At 60.3% G+C, this 22,506-nt stretch carries 19 protein-coding genes and 1 tRNA gene; 5 read left to right on the top strand and 15 right to left on the bottom strand.

Going from position 1 to position 22,506, the window contains the following annotated elements:
- The 4 genes from JHL16_RS04620 to rpsL form a co-directional block, all read right to left on the bottom strand.
- Positions 1 to 104 (bottom strand): GTP-binding protein (locus tag JHL16_RS04620; protein ID WP_246770761.1); only part of this gene is annotated, 104 nt, incomplete at its 3' end.
- Positions 105 to 133: 29 nt separating this feature from the next.
- Positions 134 to 2,206, bottom strand: a complete 2,073-nt coding sequence (gene fusA, locus JHL16_RS04615) for an elongation factor G (RefSeq protein ID WP_200183726.1) — start codon at positions 2,204 to 2,206, stop codon at positions 134 to 136.
- An 18-nt stretch (positions 2,207 to 2,224) separates the two neighbouring features.
- The gene (gene rpsG, locus JHL16_RS04610) at positions 2,225 to 2,695 is read right to left on the bottom strand and encodes a 30S ribosomal protein S7 (RefSeq protein ID WP_137860342.1); all 471 of its coding nucleotides are present in this window, start codon (positions 2,693 to 2,695) and stop codon (positions 2,225 to 2,227) included.
- Between the two features lie 15 nt (positions 2,696 to 2,710).
- Positions 2,711 to 3,082 (bottom strand): 30S ribosomal protein S12, encoded by a 372-nt coding sequence (gene rpsL / locus JHL16_RS04605; RefSeq protein WP_119393165.1) that lies wholly within the window; start codon positions 3,080 to 3,082, stop codon positions 2,711 to 2,713.
- A 559-nt stretch (positions 3,083 to 3,641) separates the two neighbouring features.
- Here rpsL and JHL16_RS04600 point away from each other — a divergent pair.
- From JHL16_RS04600 to JHL16_RS04580, 5 genes are all read left to right on the top strand, one after another.
- A complete protein-coding gene (locus tag JHL16_RS04600) occupies positions 3,642 to 4,037 on the top strand; it encodes a VOC family protein (RefSeq protein ID WP_200183725.1) in 396 nt (131 codons plus the stop codon).
- A gap of 133 nt (positions 4,038 to 4,170) precedes the next feature.
- Complete coding sequence (locus tag JHL16_RS04595; RefSeq protein WP_200183724.1) at positions 4,171 to 5,475, top strand: aspartate aminotransferase family protein; 1,305 nt, start codon at positions 4,171 to 4,173, stop codon at positions 5,473 to 5,475.
- Positions 5,476 to 5,491: 16 nt separating this feature from the next.
- Positions 5,492 to 6,232: a sulfite exporter TauE/SafE family protein gene (locus tag JHL16_RS04590; protein WP_200183723.1), complete on the top strand. Its 741-nt coding sequence runs from the start codon at positions 5,492 to 5,494 to the stop codon at positions 6,230 to 6,232.
- A gap of 15 nt (positions 6,233 to 6,247) precedes the next feature.
- Positions 6,248 to 6,943 carry a helix-turn-helix domain-containing protein gene (locus JHL16_RS04585; RefSeq protein ID WP_200183722.1) on the top strand — a complete coding sequence of 232 codons (696 nt, stop codon included), beginning with the start codon at positions 6,248 to 6,250 and terminating at the stop codon, positions 6,941 to 6,943.
- Between the two features lie 75 nt (positions 6,944 to 7,018).
- Positions 7,019 to 7,747 carry a haloacid dehalogenase type II gene (locus tag JHL16_RS04580; protein ID WP_200183721.1) on the top strand — a complete coding sequence of 243 codons (729 nt, stop codon included), beginning with the start codon at positions 7,019 to 7,021 and terminating at the stop codon, positions 7,745 to 7,747.
- A 34-nt stretch (positions 7,748 to 7,781) separates the two neighbouring features.
- Here the strand turns inward: JHL16_RS04580 and JHL16_RS04575 are convergent, their stop codons facing one another.
- The 11 genes from JHL16_RS04575 to JHL16_RS04525 form a co-directional block, all read right to left on the bottom strand.
- Complete coding sequence (locus tag JHL16_RS04575; RefSeq protein WP_200183720.1) at positions 7,782 to 10,055, bottom strand: P-loop ATPase, Sll1717 family; 2,274 nt, start codon at positions 10,053 to 10,055, stop codon at positions 7,782 to 7,784.
- Positions 10,056 to 10,547: 492 nt separating this feature from the next.
- Complete coding sequence (rpoC, locus tag JHL16_RS04570) at positions 10,548 to 14,717, bottom strand: DNA-directed RNA polymerase subunit beta' (RefSeq protein ID WP_200183719.1); 4,170 nt, start codon at positions 14,715 to 14,717, stop codon at positions 10,548 to 10,550.
- A 107-nt stretch (positions 14,718 to 14,824) separates the two neighbouring features.
- Positions 14,825 to 18,922: a DNA-directed RNA polymerase subunit beta gene (rpoB, locus tag JHL16_RS04565; protein WP_200183718.1), complete on the bottom strand. Its 4,098-nt coding sequence runs from the start codon at positions 18,920 to 18,922 to the stop codon at positions 14,825 to 14,827.
- Between the two features lie 142 nt (positions 18,923 to 19,064).
- Positions 19,065 to 19,436, bottom strand: coding sequence for a 50S ribosomal protein L7/L12 (rplL, locus tag JHL16_RS04560; RefSeq protein WP_137860350.1), 372 nt, complete (start codon positions 19,434 to 19,436; stop codon positions 19,065 to 19,067).
- A 52-nt stretch (positions 19,437 to 19,488) separates the two neighbouring features.
- Entirely contained in the window at positions 19,489 to 20,007 is a 519-nt protein-coding gene (rplJ, locus tag JHL16_RS04555) for a 50S ribosomal protein L10 (protein WP_137860351.1), read from the bottom strand.
- A gap of 332 nt (positions 20,008 to 20,339) precedes the next feature.
- Complete coding sequence (rplA, locus tag JHL16_RS04550; protein WP_137860352.1) at positions 20,340 to 21,041, bottom strand: 50S ribosomal protein L1; 702 nt, start codon at positions 21,039 to 21,041, stop codon at positions 20,340 to 20,342.
- 2 nt (positions 21,042 to 21,043) lie between these two features.
- Positions 21,044 to 21,478, bottom strand: a complete 435-nt coding sequence (gene rplK / locus JHL16_RS04545; RefSeq protein ID WP_137860353.1) for a 50S ribosomal protein L11 — start codon at positions 21,476 to 21,478, stop codon at positions 21,044 to 21,046.
- Positions 21,479 to 21,563: 85 nt separating this feature from the next.
- On the bottom strand, positions 21,564 to 22,097 hold the full coding sequence (nusG, locus tag JHL16_RS04540) for a transcription termination/antitermination protein NusG (RefSeq protein WP_200183717.1): 534 nt from the start codon (positions 22,095 to 22,097) through the stop codon (positions 21,564 to 21,566).
- Between the two features lie 4 nt (positions 22,098 to 22,101).
- Positions 22,102 to 22,296 (bottom strand): preprotein translocase subunit SecE, encoded by a 195-nt coding sequence (secE, locus tag JHL16_RS04535; protein WP_200183716.1) that lies wholly within the window; start codon positions 22,294 to 22,296, stop codon positions 22,102 to 22,104.
- An 18-nt stretch (positions 22,297 to 22,314) separates the two neighbouring features.
- Positions 22,315 to 22,390, bottom strand: a tRNA-Trp gene (locus JHL16_RS04530).
- A gap of 12 nt (positions 22,391 to 22,402) precedes the next feature.
- On the bottom strand, positions 22,403 to 22,506 hold a 104-nt coding region (locus JHL16_RS04525; RefSeq protein ID WP_200183715.1), incomplete at its 5' end, for an EF-Tu C-terminal domain-related protein.

Here is a 22,506-nt window from a genome sequence, read left to right as displayed (position 1 = left end):
ACCTTCGTGATCGCAGCCGTCAATGACGTCTTGCCATGATCGACATGGCCGATCGTGCCAATATTGCAGTGCGGCTTGTCGCGGTTGAATTTCTCTTTGCCCATCGGACTACTCCGTCTTTGGTCTTAAACTGTTAAGCGAATTTCTTCTGGACTTCCTGAGCAACTGCCGTCGGCACCTGCTCATAGTGGTCGAACTGCATCGTGTAGCTGGCGCGTCCCTGGCTCATCGAGCGCAGGTTGTTGACGTAGCCGAACATATTGGCGAGCGGCACCATCGCATTGACGATCTGCGCGTTGCCGCGGTTGCCGGTGCCGATGATCTGGCCACGACGCGAATTGAGATCGCCGATCACGCCGCCGAGATAATCCTCAGGGGTGGTGACTTCGACTTTCATGATCGGCTCGAGCAGAACCGAACCGGCCTTCTGCAGGCCTTCCCGCATCGCGGCACGCGCCGCGATTTCGAAGGCGATCGCCGAAGAGTCGACTTCATGATAGGCGCCGTCGGTCAGCGAGACCTTGACGTCGAGCACCGGGAAGCCGGCGACCACGCCAGAAGACATGACCGAGTTGATGCCCTTTTCGACGCCGGGGATGAATTCCTTCGGAACCGTGCCGCCGACGACCTTGGACTCGAACTCGTAACCGGCGCCCTTTTCATTGGGCTCGATCTCGAGGATGACGCGGGCGAACTGGCCGGTACCGCCGGTCTGCTTCTTATGGGTGTAATCGACTTCCGCCGCGCGGGTGATCGTCTCGCGATAGGCGACCTGCGGCGCGCCGACGGTCACTTCGACCTTGTGGGTGCGCTTCAGGATGTCGACCTTGATGTCGAGATGAAGCTCGCCCATGCCCTTGATGATGGTCTGGCCGGACTCGCTGTCGGTCGAAACGCGGAAGGAAGGATCTTCGGCCGCCAGCTTGTACAGCGCGATCGCCATCTTTTCCTGATCGGCCTTGGTCTTGGGCTCGATCGACATGTCGATGACCGGATCCGGGAAATCCATCTTTTCGAGGATCACCGCCTTGTTGGGATCGCACAGCGTGTCGCCGGTGCGGGTGTCCTTGAGGCCGACCAGGGCGACGATATCGCCGGCAAAGGCCTCCGAGATTTCTTCGCGCATATTGGCATGCATGAGAACCATGCGGCCGACGCGCTCGGTCTTCTCGCGGGTCGAATTGAGAAGCGAGGTGCCCTTCGTCAGGGAGCCCGAATAGAGACGGCAGAAGGTCAGGATGCCGTACTGGTCGTCCATCAGCTTGAAGGCGAGAAGCGACAGCGGCTCCGAGTCGGAAGACTTGCGCACCGTCTCTTCGCCGGTCTTGACGTCGATGCCCTTGATCGCCGGGCGATCGAGCGGCGACGGCAGATAGTCGACGACCGCGTCGAGAAGCGGCTGAACGCCCTTGTTCTTGAAGGCCGAGCCGCACAGCACCGGGAAGAAGGCGCCGGTGACGACCGCTTTGCGCAGCAGCTTCTTGATGGTCTCGTTGGAGATTTCTTTGCCGTTGAGGAAGTCCTCGGTCGCCTGCTCGTCGAGCTCGGCGCAGGCTTCGATCATTTCGGCGCGCGCGGTCTCAGCAGCGTCCTTGAGGTCGTCCGGGATTTCCGCGTCATTGAACTTGGCGCCGAGGGATTCTTCTTCCCAGATCACCGCCTTCATGCGGACGAGATCGATGATGCCCTTGAAATTGGATTCAGCACCGATCGGCAGCTGGATCGGAACCGGCTTGGCGCCGAGACGTTCCTTGATGTCCTTGATGCACTGCTCGAAGGACGCGCCGGTCTTGTCCATCTTGTTGCAGAACACGATGCGCGGCACGTTGTACTTGTCGCCCTGGCGCCAAACGGTCTCGGTCTGGGGCTCGACGCCCTGGTTCGAGTCGAGCACGCATACGGCGCCGTCGAGGACGCGCAGCGAACGCTCGACTTCGATGGTGAAGTCGACGTGGCCGGGCGTGTCGATGATGTTGAGGCGCTTGCCGTTCCAGTAGGTGGTCGTGGCGGCCGACGTGATGGTGATGCCGCGCTCCTGCTCCTGCTCCATGAAGTCCATGGTCGCGGCGCCGTCATGGACTTCGCCGATCTTGTGGCTCTTGCCGGAGTAGTAAAGGATACGCTCGGACGTCGTCGTCTTTCCGGCATCGATGTGGGCCATGATGCCGAAATTGCGATAGTCTTCGATGGCGTGCGTGCGGGGCATGATCTCAGTTCCTCAGGGCTACCAGCGATAGTGCGAAAAGGCGCGGTTCGCTTCAGCCATGCGATGGGTGTCTTCGCGTTTCTTGACGGCGGTGCCGCGGTTGTTTGCGGCGTCCATGAGTTCGCCCGACAGGCGATCGATCATGGTGTTCTCGTTGCGGGCGCGGGCGGCGATGATGATCCAGCGGATCGCCAGGGCCTGACGGCGCTCGGTGCGGACTTCGACCGGCACCTGGTAGGTGGCGCCGCCGACGCGCCGCGAGCGCACTTCGATCGCGGGGCTGACATTGTCGAGCGCCTGATGGAAGACGCCGAGCGGATCCTGCTTGGTCTTGACGTGGATCTTGTCGAAGGCGCCGTAGACGATCGACTCGGCGACCGACTTCTTGCCTTCATACATCAAGTTGTTCATGAACTTGGATACGATGAGATCGCCGAACTTCGGATCCGGGTTGATCTCTCTTTTATCTGCGCGGTGACGGCGCGACATGGCTCTGATCTCCCCTTACTTAGGACGCTTGGCGCCGTACTTCGACCGGCGCTGACGGCGCTTCACGACACCCTGGGTATCGAGCACGCCGCGAATGATGTGATAACGCACACCCGGGAGGTCCTTCACACGGCCGCCACGGATCATGACGACTGAGTGTTCCTGCAGATTATGGCCTTCGCCCGGAATGTAGCTCGTGACTTCGAAGCCGTTGGTGAGACGGACACGGGCCACCTTGCGGAGAGCCGAATTCGGCTTCTTCGGCGTGGTCGTGTAGACGCGCGTGCACACACCGCGCTTCTGCGGGCATGCCTGCATCGCTGGCACCTTGCTCCGGAACGTGGGCGCGGAGCGCGGCTTGCGGATGAGCTGGTTGATCGTCGGCATAGGGCCTTGTCTCTACCTTCGCAAAACTATCTGAACCCGAGCGATGGTTCACATCGCACATGACCAAAAGCGCTGATGCACCCGGCTCATGAAGGTGCACAACGCCTCAAAACCAGAGGACCACAGCCAGCAGGGCTTGTGGTCTTGACCTTGAATGTTCAAAGTGTGTTTTCCGCCAGCGTTTAGGAGCGTGAAGCGCCTACTGCCTGCCACCTGAAAACGAGCGGAACATACTGGCGTACCCCCACCCCGTCAACCCCTCGAAGCAAGATAATTTCGCTAAGATGACGCAGTTTCCGGACCCGACAGGGCTTGAAACGGCGTCCGGGCCTACAGAACTCGCCCGAAGGTTGCGATTCCGGCCGTTTCCCACCACTGGAATGCCCCGGAATGCCCGTCGTCGGCCGTCCACGGCATGACGATTCGGGCGCCGGGCGCGAAGTTGTGGAGAATCAACCCAGGCGCGACATTGCCTCAATCGCGCCATATCCTCGCCCCTTCCCCCCACCATGATCACTCTCGGACGGCGAAACCAGACATTCGAGAGGGAGAATAATCGATGATGCTGGCCCAGCCCGCTTGGTGGCACGAACTCAATACCTGGGAGCCTGAAATCGCTTTGGCCTTCTATGGTCGGACCCTTGGGTGGAAATTTGACGAGACCGCCCTTCCCGAAGGCGGCAATTACTGGATCGCCCGCAAGGACAACAAGCCGGTCGGCGCCATCTTCGAGCTGACCTCCCCGCAATTCTCCGACATTCCCTCGCATTGGATGACCTATCTCAGTGTCTCCGATATCGAGAAGGCCGAGCAGGACACGTTGCGCGAAGGCGGCGAGGTCATGCGGTCCTCCGCCATTGTGCCGGGCGTCGGCAAGCTGGCCGTGGTGGCCGATTCGGCCGGTGCCCTCATCGGCCTGATCGAACCCGAGCGCACCCTCGCCACGACGAACTGATCACAATTTCCGTAAGGGCAATGCCAGAGGCGGGGCCGTATGGCCCCGTTTCTATTTCTGAATTGGTGCTAGCGTCATCTCCTGAATCTGAAAGACTGCCCGGAGCGAAACAGAAACTGGACAGGAGTGACGCATGGCGGATCTCGATATCGACTGGTCGACCGAGGCGATCATCGGGCGCCGCGACAAGTTCTACGCCGCCTCGCAGCGGGCTTTCGTTCCTTATAAGACGCCTTTGATCTTTGCGCGCGGCGAGCGCCAATATCTGTGGGACGAGGCCGGCCGGAAATATCTCGATTTGCTCGGCATGAATGTCTGCATCTCGGTCGGCCATGCCCATCCGACCGTCACCCGGGCGGTCGAGGAGCAGATCCGCCAGCTCCAGCACTGCACCACCATGTTCTATCACCCGGTGCCGGCGCACTTCGCCGAGGAATTGGCCGCCCGCATGCCCAAGGGCCAGGACTGGGTGGTCCATTTCACCAATAGCGGCACCGAGGCGATCGACCTCGCCCTCATCATGGCGCAGAGCTTCACCGGCAATATCGACATGCTGGCGCTGCGCAATGCCTATCACGGCGCCACCATCGGCGCCCAGTCGCTGACCGGCATCTCGGGCTTCCGCCACAATGTGCCCCTCCTCGGCGGTGTCCACCACATCGCCAATCCCGATCCCTATCGCGGCATCTTCGGCGACGACACCGACGCCTATCTGGCCGAGATCGACCGCACCATCCAGTTCGCCACGCCGGGCACGCTCGCCGGCTTCATCGTCGAGCCGATCCAGGGTTATGGCGGCATCGTCGAATTGCCGAAGGGCTATCTCAAGGCGGCGACGAAGAAGGTGCGAGACGCCGGCGGCGTCCTCATCGTCGATGAGGTGCAGTCGGGCTTCGGCCGCACCGGGGATAATTTCTGGGGCTTCGAGCATCACGACGTGCTGCCCGAAATCGTGGTGATGGCGAAGGGCATCGGCAATGGCTTCCCGCTCGGCGCCGTGGTGGCGCGCCGCGACGTCGCCGAGGTCCTGGCCAAGAAGTTCTTCTTCAACACCTATGGCGCGAGCCCGATGGCCTGCGCGGCCGGGCGCGCGGTGCTCAAGGTGATCGACGACGAGAAGCTGCAGCAGAATTCCAAGACCGTGGGCGCGGCGCTGAGAGCCGTGCTCGACCGCCTGCACCAGAAATACGAGATCATCGGCGAGGTGCGCTCGCACGGGCTGATGCTGGCCGTGGAGCTCGTCAGCGACCGGCGCAGCAAGACGCCGGCGACCAAGGAGACGGCGGAGATCTTCGAGAAGACGCGCGAGAATGGCATCGTCGTCTCGAAGTCCGGCGCTAACCGCAACATCTTGCGCATGGTGCCGCCGATGTGCATCAAGCTCGAGGATGTCGCCTGGGTCGAGGAAGCGCTCGACCGCTGCTTTGCGGGATACTGAATCAAGAAAAGCGCCAATGTCACTTTTGACTCTTGGGCTAGGCTCGCTGTTCGTCTTCCTGGCCGCCATCGTGCGCGGCTATTCGGGATTCGGCTTTTCGCTTCTCGTCATCACCTCGCTGTCGCTGCTGATGCCGCCGCAGACCTTCATCCCGGCGGTTTTCATGCTCGAGATCGCCGCCAGCCTGCATCTCCTGCCCGGCATCTGGAAGGACATCCATTGGCGCTCGCTGGCGCCGCTCATCATCGGCTGCATCATCGGCACGCCGCTCGGCGTCTGGCTCCTTGCCAATGTGCCCGCACCGCCGATGCAGATCGCCCTTGCCATCTTCGTCCTCGTCGTCACGCTTTTGATGGGACGGGGCTTTGTCCTGAAAGCCATGCCCGGCACGGCGGCTTCGGGCGGCGTCGGCATCGCCTCGGGATTGTTCAACGGCGCCTTCGGCATTGGCGGACCGCCGGTGATCCTGTTCTATTTCGCTTCCCCCGCCGGCAATGTCGCGGGCCGCGCCTCGCTCATCGCCTTCTTCCTGATGACCGATCTCATCGGCCTCGCCTTCATGAGCCGCGAGGCCCTGATCGGCTGGAATTCCGTCACTTTGGCGCTTATCTTCCTGCCCGCGCTCGTCATCGGGATCTGGGTCGGCGCCCGAAGCTTCAAGAACGCCGATCCGCAGGTCTTCCGCAAATGGGTGCTGGTGCTGCTCGCCGGCCTGGCCGTATTGTCAGGCGTCCAGGGCATCGCCGCCTATTGGTAAGAGGAGAGCTCGCTCATGTCCGCCCAGCTCGAGATCCGGCAATATAAAGGCGGTGGCCGCCACGCCCATGACTTCGTCCAGGTCCTCTTCCCGATGCGGGGCGCCATGCGGCTCGACATCGAAGGCAAAAGCGATGTCGTGTCGAGCCACCGCATCGCCGTCATCCCCGAGGGTCACGAGCATGATTTCGTGCCGAGCGCGGACTGCCGTCTCATGGTGCTCGATGTCGAGCGCGGCGACATCGCCGGCGATCTGCCCTCGGCCATCGTCACACCGGTCGACCCGTTTCTGTGGCGGCTGTTCAGTCTGCTCAGTGAAGAGGTCGCCACCGACGGGCGCCGCGCCCAGGATGCGGCAAGCCTGGCGCTGACCGGTCTTCGGCTCGTCAAGCCGTCGGCGCCCGCGCCACGTGCCGATGCGCGTATCGCGGCGGTGCTCTCTCTGGCCGATGGCGGCGTGGCCGCGATGGCGCGCGAGGCCGGCCTCGGCCAAAGCCAGTTCCATGCCCTCTTCCGCGCTACGACCGGACGCTCGCCCAGGCAGCACCGGCTCGCTCTTATGCTCGACCGCGCCGTCGACCGGCTGACCGGCACGCGCGATCCGGTTTCCGCGATCGCCTATGATCTCGGCTATCAGAATGTCTCGTCCTTCAACCGCCTGTTCAAGCAGCGCTTCGGGGTGACGCCGACCGAATTCCGCAGAAACGGCTAAGTCCGCCGGAGCTTCGGCTCATCACAGGGGCATCGATTTTCGCTAGTCTGTCCGGCAATCATGGAGGACCGACAGATGAAACTCACTCAGTTCAAGGCCCTGACCTTCGACTGCTACGGCACGCTGATCGATTGGGAGACCGGCATCTGGAATGCGCTGCAGCCCTTGCTTTCGGCGGGCGGGCTGACCATTGCGCGTGAGGAAGCCCTCAATCACTTTGGCCGGTTCGAGACCGACCAGGAGCTCGAGACGCCGTCGCTGCGTTACTCCACTTTGCTCGCCACTGTTCATGCCCGCCTCGCCAAGGCCTGGGGCGTCGCCGTCCATTCCGATCTGCATGAACGCTTTGGCGCCTCGGTGCCGGACTGGCCGGCCTTTCCGGACTCGGCCGAGGCGCTAGCCTATCTCAAGCGCCACTTCAAGCTCGTCATCCTGTCGAATGTCGACCGTGCCAGCTTCGCCACCAGCAACCGCAAGCTCGGCGTCGCCTTCGACGCGATCTATACGGCCGAGGATGTCGGCTCCTACAAGCCTGATCCGCGCAACTTCGCCTTCCTGCTCGCGCATCTCGATGCCGAGCTCGGTATCGGCAAGGCCGATATCCTGCACACGGCGCAGAGCCTGCATCACGACCATGTGCCGGCGGAGAAAGCGGGCCTCGCGCGCGCCTGGATCGACCGGCGCTTCGGCCAAGCGGGCGGCGGCGCCACCGTGCTCCCAAAGAACCCGCCCAAGGTCGATTTCCATTTCAAGAGCCTGGCCGAGCTCGCCGAGGCGCATCGGGCTGAGAAGGCCAAGCGATGACTGTCTCGCCTAGTGACATGCGATAGTCACGACTTCATTCATCGTCCAGAATTCGGTGGATGTCATAATTCAATAGAAAACCAGGACCGCTGGTATCCAACTGCAGATACTCCGAAAAAATTGGATGAACAATCCACTTGAATTCATGCCAATCAGCACGTTCGATCTGGTTGAGCACATCAAACCTGTCAGAAAATGAAAATATCTCTCTGCATGGTGCTTTAAAGTGTTTCGCGAGCTTGTCGGGTAGAACACATCCCAAGAATCCGATCTCAAACAGGAACGCGATTTTGCTGTCGGTATCGCGAAGAAAGTCACCAGACGACATTCTATACTCCTGATCGGCCAGGATAGAATGGACAGATGTATAACTCAGCTCAATTTGAGCTTTTCTGAACCCGTGAACTGCTTTACGAATTTCAGGAAATATGGTCGAAAATTCTTTTAAGAACTCGTCTTCAATGATGACCTTTGAGCTTTCTCTTACAATATCTCGAAGCTTTTCCCCGGTGATGGGCCTCCCTGTCCGATACGCCAAATTCGCTCTCAATAGAAGTTTAGCGATGTGATGGATTAAATCTCGGGGGCGCCAAAACGAATGGCGCAAGAGGTAGGAAAAGGTATCAATCTCAACATTTGAGCCATGAAAATTGAAGCTAATCGATGACGGAGCCTCGGCTATCCAGGAGAATGCCTCGCTGAATACCTGATAAACTGGAACTCTCACTTTAGAGGCCGACTTCGTGCGTGCCTGTCTCCCGAAATAAACCTCTAACCGCTTACGAATGAGTATCATTAGCTCATCGGCACCCCAACGTATCTCTTCGTGCTTCGTGCGAAAGCGGTATGCATCCCTGTCATATCCTCGAAACTCAGCAAATCGGTCCTTGGGGAGCGTAATCAGAAACCGGAGCTTTCCCTTCATGAAGGAAATGCCTCCAGACACAGCAGATTCAAATGCAACAACCGATTCTATGAGACCCGCAATCCAATCAATTTCAAATCTGTTTCGGGCCTCCTTTTTCTCAATCAGAAATACTGAAGATTGTGTTTTTGCTCTAAAACGATCAAATTTCGAATCAAACCCATCAAGGGTCAGAACGAATTTTGGCTTGGTACGATTGAATGCCTCAACAATCTCGCTCATTGCCGGCCCACCGAGTAGCGCTCTAACTAGACTGGATGGCTTATAAAGCCTTGGAATGGAAACGATTGCCGCGTCATAATCGGACTTACTGCTGAGGTTCGCTATCCCGGCGTTCACAACATGATAGGTCTTGCTGATACACCAATCTAATAATCTGCAGTAGTCTACGGAAAGATGGCCAACGGCATCTGAGCTGACAATACATTCCGACTTTGCTGCAAACTCACCAACATTCGCCAGTCGATGATTCTCGTATTGTATTTCTCCATTGATCGCCCGCACATAGAAACTAAGAACAGAGGCGCTCACAATCGCTAGCGACCACGCCCCTTCAAGCAAGTCCGCTTGAGAGAAATGCTCCTCAAAGTTCGGCCCTAACGGAACAGATGCCTTAAGCGCAAAAATGTTAGAAAGATCGTAGTCTCTCAGATGTATTCCTACTTGGATATCGCTGCTGCTCGTTGAGTTGCGTGTGAAGAAATCAGTCAAAAAGGACTTCCCACTCCCCTTCCGGCCGATAAACAGATAGGCGCCTGTCTCTACTGCGGCAGTATAAGCTAACGTCTTAACGAAGATCTTGTTGAAGATTTCAGGCGGAAGCACAGTCTGTTCGTGCTTCTGTTCGAAGAACAGTTTCCTACGGATTTCGTCTTCGGTCAGTTCGTCATCAAGGGGCTGCACCGTGGGTTCAAGCAAGTCCTCGACCAGTGTGGACGCAGCACCGTGGAACATTGTTCTCATGTGGTCTGGGATTAGGCCTGTGTTCCGATCATAACCAAGACCGACAAAGTCTTTAGCAATCGGCCCAGCCAGCACATCAGGAAATACCTCAGAATGCGTAGCCTCCATAATAGCAGTCAGGACCCTCAACCCACTTTCGCTTCTCCGTGCGACAATAGCCTGAAGCTCACGCGTGACCCCAAAATTGCCGGACAACACCTTTCTCTTGTATTCTCGTGTGCCCAGCACCAACACAGCAGAGTAGCTACTTATGGATCGTTCGAACTTAAAAACATCATCGTCCGAACGCAGCTCGCTATCGACAATGAAGTTGATTTTGCTGCCACTAACATTGGTGAGCCAGTCAACAAGTGCCCTCACCTTCTTGGCCTCATCGCCATGCCTTGAGTAACTAACAAAAACCTTGAGTGCCCTTACCATCCCCATCCCCAAGCTGTACCGGTTCTGATATATTTGACCTAAAGTAAGAAATTTAGATACCTTATTCCAGAACTAAGTAGCGCCAGGCGTCCGTCCCGTAAGCGAAGGCTAGGGTGGCTCACTGCTAAAACTGGAGGTTGGAATCTGCCGACCGGCGCTTCGGTCAGGCGGGCGGTGGCGCCACCTTGCTCCCCAAAATCCGCCCAAGGTCGATTTCCATTTCAAAAGCCTGGCCGAGCTCGCTGAGGCGCATCGGCGCGAGAAGTGATTTCGCGTGCTATCGTGGGCTGAACGGTGGCAGTTGGAAATTGAAACGGCCGGGACAGGCGATCCGCTGTTTTTTCGCGCCCCCTGCAGATCCCTGTAGATCCGCTGCAAATCCCCTGCTCTTCCGCTGTTCTTTTACAGCGGAACAACAGCGGAATTCGACGAAAAGAAAAAGCCCGGCGGATCGCTCCGCCGGGCTTTTGATTTGGGATTGTCGCGCGCCGATTATTCGGCGGCGGGCAGAACCTCGGTGCCCTTGGCCTGCTCCTCGAGAATGAGCGTGTCGCGCCGGTCGGCGACCTGCTTGAAGCGCGAGAGCATGCCGCCGGTGCCGGCCGGAATGAGCCGGCCGACGATGACGTTTTCCTTGAGGCCCTCGAGCGTATCGATCTTGCCGACGACCGAAGCCTCGGTAAGCACACGCGTGGTCTCCTGGAACGACGCCGCCGAGATGAAGGAGCGGGTCTGCAGCGACGCTTTGGTGATGCCGAGCAGCACCGGGACGCCCGAAGCAGGCTTGCGGCCATCGGCGATCAGCTTGTCGTTGATGTCGTCGAGCTCGACCTGGTCGAGCTGCTCGCCATTGAGCAGGGTCGATTCACCGGTATTGGTGATTTCGACCTTCTGCAGCATCTGGCGCACGATCACTTCGATGTGCTTGTCGTTGATGCTCACGCCCTGCAACCGGTAGACTTCCTGGATTTCGTTGACGAGGTAGGAGGCGAGCTCCTCCACGCCCTTGATCGCCAGGATGTCGTGCGGCGCCGGGTTGCCGTCGAGGATGTATTCGCCCTTCTCGATGAAGTCGCCTTCCTGCACGGGCAAATGCTTGCCCTTCGGAATGAGATATTCCACCGGTTCGATCGTGTCGTCCTGCGGAACGATGCGAATGCGCCGCTTGTTCTTGTAGTCGCGTCCGAATTCGACGCGGCCCGAGATTTCGGCGATGATCGCATGGTCCTTCGGCTTGCGCGCTTCGAAGAGCTCGGCGACACGCGGCAGACCGCCGGTGATGTCGCGGGTCTTGGCGCTCTCGAGCGGGATACGCGCGAGAACGTCGCCGGCCTTCATCTTGGCGCCCGGATCGACCGAGAGAATGGCGTCGACCGAGAGCAGATAGCGGGCCTCGCCGCCGCGGGCGAGCTTCTGGACCTGGCCGTCCGGACCCTTGACCACGATGGCCGGCTTCAGCGACGAACCGCGCTGATTGCTGCGCCAGTCGATGATCACGCGGTTGGTGATACCGGTCGCCTCGTCGGCGATTTCGTTCACCGACACGCCCTCGACGACGTCCTCGAACTCGACCGTGCCGTCGGCTTCGGTCATGATCGGACGCGTATAGGGGTCCCACTCGGCAAGCTTGACGCCGCGCTTGATCTGGTCGCCTTCGTCGACGAACAGACGCGTGCCGTAGGTCACCTTATGGACGGCGCGCTCGTTGCCCTTACCGTCTTCGACGATGATGGCGACGTTGCGGCCCATGACGATGAGCTTGCCGTTCGAATCGCGGACCACGTTCTTGTTGCGGAACCTGATCACACCCTCATGGTTCGATTCCACGAAGGACTGATCGAGCACCTGCGCCGTGCCGCCGATATGGAACGTGCGCATGGTGAGCTGGGTACCCGGCTCGCCGATCGACTGCGCCGCGATGACGCCGACCGCCTCGCCCATATTGACGGGCGTGCCGCGGGCGAGATCGCGCCCATAGCACTTGCCGCAGACACCGAACTTGGTTTCGCAGGTGAGCACCGAACGGATGCGGGCTTCCTGGATACCGGCCTTCTCGATCACTTCGATATTCGGCTCGAGAATCTCGTCGCCCGCCTTGACGATGACGTCGCCCGAGATCGGATCCTTGATGTCGTCGGCCGCGGTACGGCCGAGGATACGCAGACCCAGCGAAGCAATGACCTCGCCCGCATCGATGATCGGACGCGCGGTGATGGCGGATTTGGTGCCGCAATCTTCCGTCGTGATGATGCAGTCCTGCGCCACGTCGACGAGACGGCGGGTGAGATAACCCGAGTTCGCCGTCTTGAGCGCCGTGTCGGCCAGACCCTTACGGGCGCCGTGCGTCGAATTGAAGTACTCGAGAACGGTGAGGCCTTCCTTGAAGTTCGAGATGATCGGGGTTTCGATGATTTCGCCCGACGGCTTGGCCATGAGGCCGCGCATGCCGGCGAGCTGCTTCATCTGCGCCGGCGAACCGCGCGCACCCGAGTGGCTCATCATGTAGATGGAGTTGATCGGCTTTTCACGGCCGGTCTCCTTGTCCATCTGCACGGACGAGATCTGCTTCATCATCTCGTCGGCGACGCGATCGGTGCACTTGGCCCAGGCGTCGACGACCTTGTTGTATTTCTCGCCCTGTGTGATGAGGCCGTCGATATACTGCTGCTCGTATTCGGTGGCGAGCTCACGCGTCTCGTTGACGAACTTCTCCTTCGTCTTGGGGATGACCATGTCATCCTTGCCGAAGGAAATGCCCGCCTTGTAGGCGTTGAAGAAGCCGAGGCCCATGACGCGGTCGCAGAAGATGACCGTCTCTTTCTGGCCGCAGTGGCGATAGACGGCGTCGATCATCTTGGAGATGTCGCGCTTGGTCATCAGCCGGTTGCACAGATCGTAAGTCACGCCCTTGTTCTTGGGGAGCAGCTCGCCGATCTTCATGCGGCCCGGTGTCGTTTCGACGATACGCGTCCGCAGTTCTCCGTCGGCGTGCAGTTCCTTGACGCGGCCCTTGATCTTGGTGTGCAGCGTGATGACGCCCTGGGCCAGCGCATGGTCGATCTCGGCGATCGTGCCGAACGCCTTGCCCTCGCCCGGCTCATTCTGCCGCATGATCGACAGATAATAGAGGCCGAGAACGATATCCTGCGACGGCACGATGATCGGCTGACCATTGGCCGGATGCAGGATGTTGTTGGTCGACATCATGAGCACGCGCGCTTCGAGCTGGGCTTCGAGCGACAGCGGCACGTGCACGGCCATCTGGTCGCCGTCGAAGTCGGCATTGAAAGCGGCGCAGACGAGCGGATGCAGCTGGATCGCCTTGCCTTCGATCAGCACCGGCTCGAAGGCCTGGATGCCGAGACGATGCAAGGTCGGCGCGCGGTTGAGCAGCACCGGATGCTCGCGGATGACCTCATCGAGGATATCCCAGACTTCCGGCTTTTCCTTCTCGACCAGCTTCTTCGCCTGCTTGACGGTGGCCGAAAGGCCCTTGGCGTCGAGGCGCGAATAGATGAACGGCTTGAACAGCTCGAGCGCCATCTTCTTCGGCAGGCCGCACTGATGCAGCTTGAGTTCCGGACCGACCACGATGACCGAGCGGCCCGAATAGTCGACGCGCTTGCCGAGCAGGTTCTGGCGGAACCGGCCCTGCTTGCCCTTCAGCATGTCGGCGAGCGACTTCAGCGGACGCTTGTTGGCGCCGGTGATGACGCGGCCGCGCCGGCCGTTATCGAACAGCGCATCGACCGCTTCCTGCAGCATGCGCTTTTCGTTGCGCACGATGATGTCGGGCGCGCGCAGCTCGATGAGACGCTTCAGACGGTTGTTGCGGTTGATGACGCGGCGATAGAGATCGTTGAGATCCGACGTCGCGAAACGGCCGCCGTCGAGCGGCACGAGCGGACGCAATTCCGGCGGAATGACCGGAACCACGGTCAGGATCATCCATTCCGGACGGTTGCCGGATTCGAGGAAGGACTCGACGATCTTGAGACGCTTGGCCAGCTTCTTCGGCTTGAGATCGCCGGTCGCGGTCTTGAGCTCTTCGCGCAGATCCTCTTTCAGCTTCTCGAGGTTGAGCGCCATCAGCATTTCACGAACGGCTTCGGCGCCGATGCCGGCGGTGAACGAATCCTCGCCGTAGTCTTCCTGTGCCTTGAGATATTCGCTCTCGGTCAGGAGGCTATAGGGCTTGAGCGGGGTCAGACCCGGCTCGAGCACGATATACTGTTCGAAATAGAGGACGCGCTCGATGTCCTTCAGCATCATGTCGAGCAGAATGCCGATGCGCGAGGGCAGCGACTTCAGGAACCAGATATGAGCGACGGGAGCGGCGAGCTCGATATGGCCCATGCGCTCGCGCCGGACCTTCGACAGTGTGACTTCGACGCCGCACTTTTCGCAGATGATGCCCTTGTACTTCATCCGCTTGTACTTGCCGCACAAGCATTCGTAGTCCTTGATCGGACCGAAGATGCGGGCGCAGAACAGCCCGTCCCGCTCCGGCTTGAAGGTGCGGTAGTTGATGGTCTCCGGCTTCTTGATCTCGCCGAAGGACCACGAGAGGATCTTCTCGGGCGACGCGATCGAGATGCGGATCTGGTCGAAGGTCTGCGGCGGTGAAGCCGGGTTGAAGATGTTCATGACCTCTTGGTTCATGGACACTGTTCTCCTTTTTGCGGGGATAGCCTCCCCCGCCGAGGGTGAATGTCAGGACGCGACGAAACGAAGTTCGAGGCAGGGCGGCGGACCGCCCTGCCCGAGATTTAAGATTGCTGCTGCGAGTTCTGCAGCTCGACATTGAGGCTCAGCGAGCGCATTTCCTTGACCAGCACGTTGAAGCTTTCCGGAATGCCGGCCTCGAACGCATCATCGCCGCGCACGATCGCTTCATAGACCTTGGTGCGGCCCGCCACGTCGTCCGACTTGACGGTGAGCATTTCCTGCAAAGTGTACGCGGCGCCGTAAGCTTCGAGCGCCCACACTTCCATTTCGCCGAAGCGCTGGCCGCCGAACTGCGCCTTGCCGCCCAGCGGCTGCTGGGTGACGAGGCTGTAGGGACCGATCGAACGGGCATGGATCTTGTCGTCGACAAGGTGATGCAGCTTGAGCATGTAGATGTAGCCGACCGTCACCTGACGATCGAAGATCTCGCCCGTCCTGCCGTCATACAGCCTGACCTGCCCGGATGTGGACAGACCCGCTTCCTTCAGCAGATGCGCGATATCTTCCTCGCGGGCGCCGTCGAACACCGGAGTGGCGATCGGAACACCCTTGGTCAGATTGTTGGCGAGCTCGATCACCTGGCTGTCGTCGAGACTATCGATCTCCTCGTTCTTGCCGTAGATGCCGTGCAGGTGATCGCGCACCGGCTTGGCTTTGCCGTTCTCGCGATACACTTCGAGCATCCGGCCGATCTGCTTGCCGAGACCGGCGCAGGCCCAGCCAAGATGCGTCTCGAGGATCTGACCGACATTCATGCGGCTCGGCACGCCCAACGGGTTGAGCACGATGTCGACATGCGTGCCGTCCTCGAGGAACGGCATGTCCTCGATCGGAACGATCTTCGACACCACACCCTTGTTGCCGTGCCGGCCGGCCATCTTGTCGCCCGGCTGGATCTTGCGCTTCACCGCGACGAAGACCTTGACCATCTTCATCACGCCCGGCGGCAGCTCGTCGCCGCGCTGCAGCTTCTCGACCTTGTCGAGGAAGCGGTTTTCGAGGCGCTTCTTCGATTCTTCGTATTGCTGCTTCATCGCCTCGAGTTCGGCGATCGACTTCTCGTTCGAGAGCGCAATGTTCCACCACTGCGAACGCGGAATGTCTTCCAGGTTCTTCGGCGTGATCTTGCCTTCGAGCTTGTGGCCCTTCGGTCCGCCGGTGGCGGGCTTGTTGACCAGGAAGTCGTGCACGCGGCCATAGGAGTTGCGGTCGAGGATCGCCATTTCGTCGTCGCGGTCCTTGGCCAGGCGCTCGATCTCTTCGCGTTCGATGGCGAGCGCGCGCTCGTCCTTGTCGACGCCGTGGCGGTTGAAGACGCGCACTTCGACGACCGTGCCGGAGACGCCCGGAGGCAGCTTCAGCGAGGTGTCGCGGACATCGGAGGCCTTCTCGCCGAAGATGGCGCGCAGAAGCTTCTCTTCCGGCGTCATCGGGCTTTCGCCCTTCGGCGTGATCTTGCCGACCAGGATGTCGCCCGGCTTCACCTCGGCGCCGATATAGACGATGCCGGCTTCGTCGAGATTCTTCAGCGCTTCTTCACCGACATTCGGGATGTCGCGCGTGATCTCTTCCGGGCCGAGCTTGGTGTCGCGCGCCATCACGTCGAATTCCTCGATGTGGATGGAGGTGAACACGTCGTCCTTCACGATGCGCTCGGAGAGCAGGATCGAGTCTTCGAAGTTGTAGCCGTTCCACGGCATGAACGCGACGAGCACGTTCTGGCCGAGAGCGAGATCGCCGAGATCGGTCGAAGGACCGTCGGCGACGATGTCGCCGGCCTTCACCTGATCACCGACGCGCACCAGCGGACGCTGGTTGATGCAGGTGTTCTGGTTCGAGCGCTGGAACTTGGCGAGCGTGTAGATGTCGACGCCCGACTTGGTCGGATCGGTCTCTTCCGTGGCACGGATAACGATGCGCTTGGCGTCGACCTGGTCGACGACACCGGTGCGGCGCGCCGCGATGGCGGCGCCTGAATCGCGCGCCACGACGGCTTCCATGCCGGTGCCGACGAGCGGCGCGTTGGTGCGAACCAGCGGCACCGCCTGGCGCTGCATGTTCGAGCCCATCAGCGCGCGGTTGGCGTCGTCGTTCTCGAGGAACGGGATGAGCGCCGCGGCGACCGAGACGAGCTGCTTCGGCGACACGTCGACGAAGTCGATCTTCTCGCGCGGCACGATCAGCACGTCGCCATGGTTACGCGCGACGACCAGCTCTTCCTCGAAGCCGCCGTCCTTGGTGAGCAGCACGTTCGCCTGGGCGATGTGGTGCTTGCCCTCCTCGATGGCCGACAGATAGATGACCTCGTCGGTCACCTTGCCGTTGACCACCTTGCGGTACGGCGTCTCGATGAAGCCGTACTTGTTCACCCGCGCATAGGTCGCGAGCGAGTTGATGAGACCGATATTCGGGCCTTCCGGCGTTTCGATCGGGCAGATGCGGCCGTAATGCGTCGGATGCACGTCGCGCACCTCGAAGCCCGCGCGCTCACGCGTCAGACCGCCCGGGCCAAGCGCCGACAGGCGGCGCTTGTGGGTGATCTCGGAGAGCGGGTTGGTCTGGTCCATGAACTGCGACAGCTGCGAGGAGCCGAAGAACTCGCGCACCGCCGAAGCCGCCGGCTTGGCGTTGATAAGGTCATGCGGCATGACGGTGTCGATATCGACCGACGACATGCGCTCCTTGATCGCGCGCTCCATGCGCACCAGGCCCAGGCGGTACTGGTTCTCCATGAGTTCGCCGACCGAGCGCACCCGGCGGTTGCCGAGATGGTCGATGTCGTCGACCTCGCCCTTGCCGTCGCGCAGCTCATGCAGCGTCTTGATGACCGCGAGGATGTCCTCGCGGCGCAGCACGCGCACCGTGTCGGCGGCGTCGAGCTCGAGGCGCATATTCATCTTCACGCGGCCGACGGCCGAGAGGTCGTAGCGCTCGGAGTCGAAGAACAGGCCGTTGAACAAGGCTTCCGCGGTCTCGCGCGTCGGCGGCTCGCCGGGGCGCATGACGCGGTAGATCTCGATGAGGGCCTGCTCGTAGCTCTCGACCTTGTCGGCCTTGAGCGTATTGCGGATATAGGCGCCGGTGTTGATATGGTCGATGTCGAGGACCACGAGCTTGGAATAGCCGGCCTCGGTCAGCGACTTGAGCAGCTTCTCGGTGATCTCGTCGCCGGCTTCGGCGAAGATCTCGCCGGTCTTTTCGTCGACCAGCTCACCCGCCAGATAATGGCCATAGAGGTCCTCGTTGCGCACCAGGAGCTCGGTGACGCCGTCTTCGGCGATCTTGCGGGCGAGACGCGGCGTGATCTTCTTGCCGGCTTCGACAACGACTTGCTTGGTCTTGGCGTCGATCAGGTCGACCATCGGCTTCTGGCCGCGGTAACGCTGCGGGTCGAAGGCCGTGCGCCAGCCCTCATTGGTCTGGATATAGGAGACGGTCTTGTAGAAGTAGTTGAGGATCTGCTCGCTATCGAAGCCCAGCGCATAAAGCAGCGTGGTGATCGGCAGCTTGCGGCGCCGGTCGATGCGGACATGGATGATATCCTTGGCGTCGAACTCGAAGTCGAGCCAGGAGCCGCGATAGGGGATGATGCGCGCCGCGAAGAGCAGCTTGCCCGAGGAATGGGTCTTGCCCTTGTCGTGGTCGAAGAAGACGCCCGGCGAGCGGTGCATCTGGGAGACGATCACGCGCTCGGTGCCGTTGACGACGAAGGTGCCGTTCGACGTCATGAAGGGCATGTCGCCCATATAGACGTCCTGCTCCTTGATGTCCTTGACCGACTTGGCGCCGGTGTCCTGGTCGACTTCGAACACGATCAGACGCAGCGTCACCTTGAGCGGTGCCGCGAAGGTCATGCCGCGCTGCTGGCACTCGTCGACGTCATATTTGGGCGGTTCGAACTCGTAGCGGACGAATTCGAGCATGGCCTGACCGGTGAAGTCGCTGATCGGGAAGACCGACTTGAAGACGGCCTGCAGACCCTCGCTGGCCCGCCCGCCGGCAGGTTCCTTGACCTGCAGGAATTGATCGTAGCTTTCCTTCTGCACTTCGATGAGATTCGGCATTTCCGCGACTTCCGCGTTCTTACCGAAAAACTTACGAACCCTCTTGCGACTTGCGACAGTCTGCGCTTCAGCCATGTTTCTTCCTTCGTAAGTGAACTTTTACATGCCAATTCAACAACTTACTTCAAACCCCTATTTCAAGGGTTTCAAGCAAGCTGTTGATCACACCAGTATATGGATCACGGGGTCCGCATCACCGGACCCCGTGATATAGTCATTACTTGAGCTCGACGGAAGCCCCCACGGCTTCGAGCTTCTTTTTCATGTCTTCGGCGTCCTTCTTGTTCACGCCTTCCTTCACAGGCTTCGGCGCGCCCTCGACCAGGTCCTTGGCTTCCTTGAGGCCCAGGCCCGTGATCGCACGGACTTCCTTGATCACTTCGATCTTCTTGTCGCCGGCCTTGGCGAGAACGACCGTGAATTCGGTCTTCTCTTCGACCGGAGCGGCGGCAGCGCCGGCCGCGGCGGCAACCGCCACCGGAGCGGCGGCGGAGACGCCCCACTTCTCTTCCAGAAGCTTCGACAGCTCGGCGGCCTCGAGGACCGTCAGAGCCGACAATTCGTCAACGATCTTGGACAGATCAGCCATTTTACATTCTCTCTTTCAATCAGTTTGAACCAGGTAGTCTTGAGGCGAGCCGTCAGGCAGCCTTGTCTTTGGTGGCATAGGCGTTCAGAACCCGCGCCAGCTGACCGGCAGGCGCCTGGACCACGCCCGCGATGCGGGTGGCCGGCGTCTGGATCATGCCGATGAGCTTTGCCCTGAGCTGGTCGAGCGAGGGCAATTCCGCGAGGGCCTTGACCGCAGCGGCGTCCATGATCGTCTGACCGAGCGCGCCGCCGAGAATGACGAATTTGTCATTCCCCTTAGCGAAATCGGCAGCAACCTTGGGCGCAGCGACCGGATCGGCGGCGTAAGCCACCATGGTCGGACCGGTGAACAGGTCCTTGATTCCGGCTGCGGGCGTGCCATCCAGAGCAAGCTTTGCAAGACGGTTCTTCGCGACTTTGACGGTCGCACCCGCCTGGGCCATCTTGCCACGCAGGTCATTGACCTGATTGACAGTGAGGCCCTTGTTGTGGGCCACAACGACAACAGTGGTGGTTTGGAACACCTTGTTGAGCGCTGTGACGAGCTCTTTCTTCTCAGCTCTTTCCACTTGCTCTCTCCTAAGTTGACGCCTCATCCGAGGATGAAGGCGCCGGTGGACCAACCGCCAGAAACTCGACTGCACAAGGCAGATGAGGCTCAAGCGGCGCTCATTTGCCTGTCCCCTCCACGCATCCGGAAACCGGGTGGCGGAGGACTCGAAGGTTCAAACTGATCGCGGTTCCCAATGGGAACTTTGATCTTTTTGACACCCATCTCATGCGGGCTGTTGATTTTAAGTGAGACGAATCTCACGCCAGCAATCTCGGACAGGTTCGCGGGAAACTTTGAGATTTCCCGCTAACCGGCTGAAAAGGATACTCTTTCCAGCCGGAAACTTGTTTAGGCCGTAGCCGTCAGGCTCGCAATATCGAGCTTGAGGCCGGGGCCCATAGTCGAAGAAATAGACACTTTCTTGACGAAAGCACCCTTGGCGCCCTGCGGCTTCGCCTTGATCACGGCGTCGATGAAGGCTTTGACATTGCCTTCGATCTGCTCCGCCGAGAAGCTCGCTTTGCCGACGCCGGCCTGGACGATACCGGCCTTTTCGACGCGGAACTCGACCGCGCCGCCCTTGGCCGCCTTGACCGCCGCGGTGACGTCCATGGTCACCGTGCCGACCTTCGGGTTCGGCATCATGCCGCGCGGGCCGAGCACCTTACCGAGACGGCCGACGAGACCCATCATGTCGGGGGTCGCGATGCAGCGGTCGAAATCGATCGTGCCCTTGTTGACGATCTCGAAGAGATCGTCGGCACCGACGATATCGGCGCCAGCCTTCTTCGCTTCCTCGGCCTTGGGGCCTTTGGCGAAGACGGCGACGCGGACCTTGCGGCCCGAACCGTTCGGCAGGTTGCACACGCCACGGACCATCTGGTCGGCATGGCGCGGATCGACGCCGAGATTCATCGCCACTTCGATCGTCTCGTCGAACTTGGCATTGGCGCGCGACTTGACCAGCTTCACGGCTTCACCGAGGCCGTAGAACTTCTCACGATTGAGGCCGTCGGCGTTCTTCGTGATACGCTTTGCGATCTTGGCCATGATTAATCACCCACCACTTCGATGCCCATCGAGCGGGCGGAACCGGCAATCTCACGCGCCGCGGCATCGATGTCGCGCGCGTTCATGCCCTTGATCTTCTTTTCGGCGATCTCGCGGCACTGGGCCATCGTGACCTTGCCGACCGGCGCGCCCTTGCCCGGCTCCTTGGAGCCGGCATTGAGCTTAGCCGCCTTCTTGAGGAAGTAAGACGCCGGCGGCGCCTTCATCTCGAAGGTGAAGGACTTGTCCTGATACGCGGTGATGACCACCGGCACCGGCGAGCCCGGCTCCATGCCCTGCGTGGCCGCATTGAAGGCCTTGCAGAATTCCATGATGTTCAGGCCGCGCTGACCGAGCGCGGGGCCGATCGGCGGAGACGGATTGGCCTGTCCCGCCGGCACTTGCAACTTAACGTAACCGACTACTTTCTTAGCCATTTGCTTTCCCTCGCCGTCCAAGGACGGCAGCTGAGGTTAGTGGTCCGGCGCAATGCCTCCCACCGTTAACGAACAAGCGATCAGCTCAGCGGAGCTTCTCGACCTGCCCGTATTCGAGCTCGACCGGCGTCGGCCGGCCGAAAATGGAAACCGCCACTTTGAGGCGTTCCCGTTGTTCGTCCACTTCCTCAACGAGACCGTTGAAGGAAGCGAACGGACCATCGGCGACGCGAACCTGCTCGCCGACTTCGAATCTGACCGAAGTCTTCGGCCGCTCGATCCCTTCCTGAACCTGGTTCAGGATGCGCGCGGCTTCGGCATCGGTAATCGGGATCGGCTTGTTGTCCGACCCCAGGAACCCCGTGACCTTCGGGGTATTCTTGATCAGGTGATAGGCCTGATCGGTCAAATCCATCTTCACCAGCACATAGCCGGGGAAGAAGCGGCGCTCGCTCTTGAACTTGCGGCCGCGGCGGATCTCGACGACTTCTTCGGTCGGCACCAGCACCGCCTCGAACAGCTCGCCCAGTCCCTTCTGGACCGACTGCTCCTTGATCGAGTCGGCGACCTTCTTTTCGAAGTTCGAATAGGCGTGAACGATGTACCAGCGTTTTGTCATCGGCTCACATCCCGAACAGCATCTTCTCGACGCCCCATTTCAGGATGGCGTCGACGACGAGAAAGAACACGGACGCCAAGACCACCATGATCAGGACCATGACGGTCGTGATCATCGTTTCCTTCCGGGATGGCCAAGTGATCTTCTTGGCTTCCTGGCGGACTTCCTGGAGGAATTCGAGTGGGTTCGTTTTGGCCATCTGTCTCTTTCTAGAGGGTGGCAGGGGCGGAGGGTCTCGAACCCCCGGCCTGCGGTTTTGGAGACCGCCGCTCTACCAACTGAGCTACACCCCTAAACTGCCTCCGTTACTCTACGATTTTGGCGACGACGCCGGCGCCGACGGTACGGCCGCCTTCACGGATGGCGAAGCGCAGCTTCTCCTCCATGGCGATCGGCGTGATCAGCTCGA

The organism is Taklimakanibacter albus (genome assembly GCF_016595235.1).
In the GTDB taxonomy this organism is placed as follows: domain Bacteria; phylum Pseudomonadota; class Alphaproteobacteria; order Rhizobiales; family Aestuariivirgaceae; genus Taklimakanibacter; species Taklimakanibacter albus.
The sequence above is the reverse complement of the archived record's forward strand: the minus strand, read 5'-3'. Positions and strand labels throughout refer to the sequence as shown.

What these genes read in the sequence shown, in the direction of transcription:
- JHL16_RS04575 (WP_200183720.1), bottom strand. Translation starts at nt 10,055, where the DNA reads ATGGTAAGGGCACTCAAGGTTTTTGTTAGTTACTCAAGGCATGGCGAT.
- rpsG (WP_137860342.1), bottom strand. Translation starts at nt 2,695, where the DNA reads ATGTCGCGCCGTCACCGCGCAGATAAAAGAGAGATCAACCCGGATCCG.
- rpoC (WP_200183719.1), bottom strand. Translation starts at nt 14,717, where the DNA reads ATGAACCAAGAGGTCATGAACATCTTCAACCCGGCTTCACCGCCGCAG.
- rpsL (WP_119393165.1), bottom strand. Translation starts at nt 3,082, where the DNA reads ATGCCGACGATCAACCAGCTCATCCGCAAGCCGCGCTCCGCGCCCACG.
- JHL16_RS04580 (WP_200183721.1), top strand. Translation starts at nt 7,019, where the DNA reads ATGAAACTCACTCAGTTCAAGGCCCTGACCTTCGACTGCTACGGCACG.
- secE (WP_200183716.1), bottom strand. Translation starts at nt 22,296, where the DNA reads ATGGCCAAAACGAACCCACTCGAATTCCTCCAGGAAGTCCGCCAGGAA.
- nusG (WP_200183717.1), bottom strand. Translation starts at nt 22,097, where the DNA reads ATGACAAAACGCTGGTACATCGTTCACGCCTATTCGAACTTCGAAAAG.
- fusA (WP_200183726.1), bottom strand. Translation starts at nt 2,206, where the DNA reads ATGCCCCGCACGCACGCCATCGAAGACTATCGCAATTTCGGCATCATG.
- rpoB (WP_200183718.1), bottom strand. Translation starts at nt 18,922, where the DNA reads ATGGCTGAAGCGCAGACTGTCGCAAGTCGCAAGAGGGTTCGTAAGTTT.
- JHL16_RS04595 (WP_200183724.1), top strand. Translation starts at nt 4,171, where the DNA reads ATGGCGGATCTCGATATCGACTGGTCGACCGAGGCGATCATCGGGCGC.
- JHL16_RS04585 (WP_200183722.1), top strand. Translation starts at nt 6,248, where the DNA reads ATGTCCGCCCAGCTCGAGATCCGGCAATATAAAGGCGGTGGCCGCCAC.
- JHL16_RS04600 (WP_200183725.1), top strand. Translation starts at nt 3,642, where the DNA reads ATGATGCTGGCCCAGCCCGCTTGGTGGCACGAACTCAATACCTGGGAG.
- rplA (WP_137860352.1), bottom strand. Translation starts at nt 21,041, where the DNA reads ATGGCCAAGATCGCAAAGCGTATCACGAAGAACGCCGACGGCCTCAAT.
- rplL (WP_137860350.1), bottom strand. Translation starts at nt 19,436, where the DNA reads ATGGCTGATCTGTCCAAGATCGTTGACGAATTGTCGGCTCTGACGGTC.
- rplK (WP_137860353.1), bottom strand. Translation starts at nt 21,478, where the DNA reads ATGGCTAAGAAAGTAGTCGGTTACGTTAAGTTGCAAGTGCCGGCGGGA.
- JHL16_RS04590 (WP_200183723.1), top strand. Translation starts at nt 5,492, where the DNA reads ATGTCACTTTTGACTCTTGGGCTAGGCTCGCTGTTCGTCTTCCTGGCC.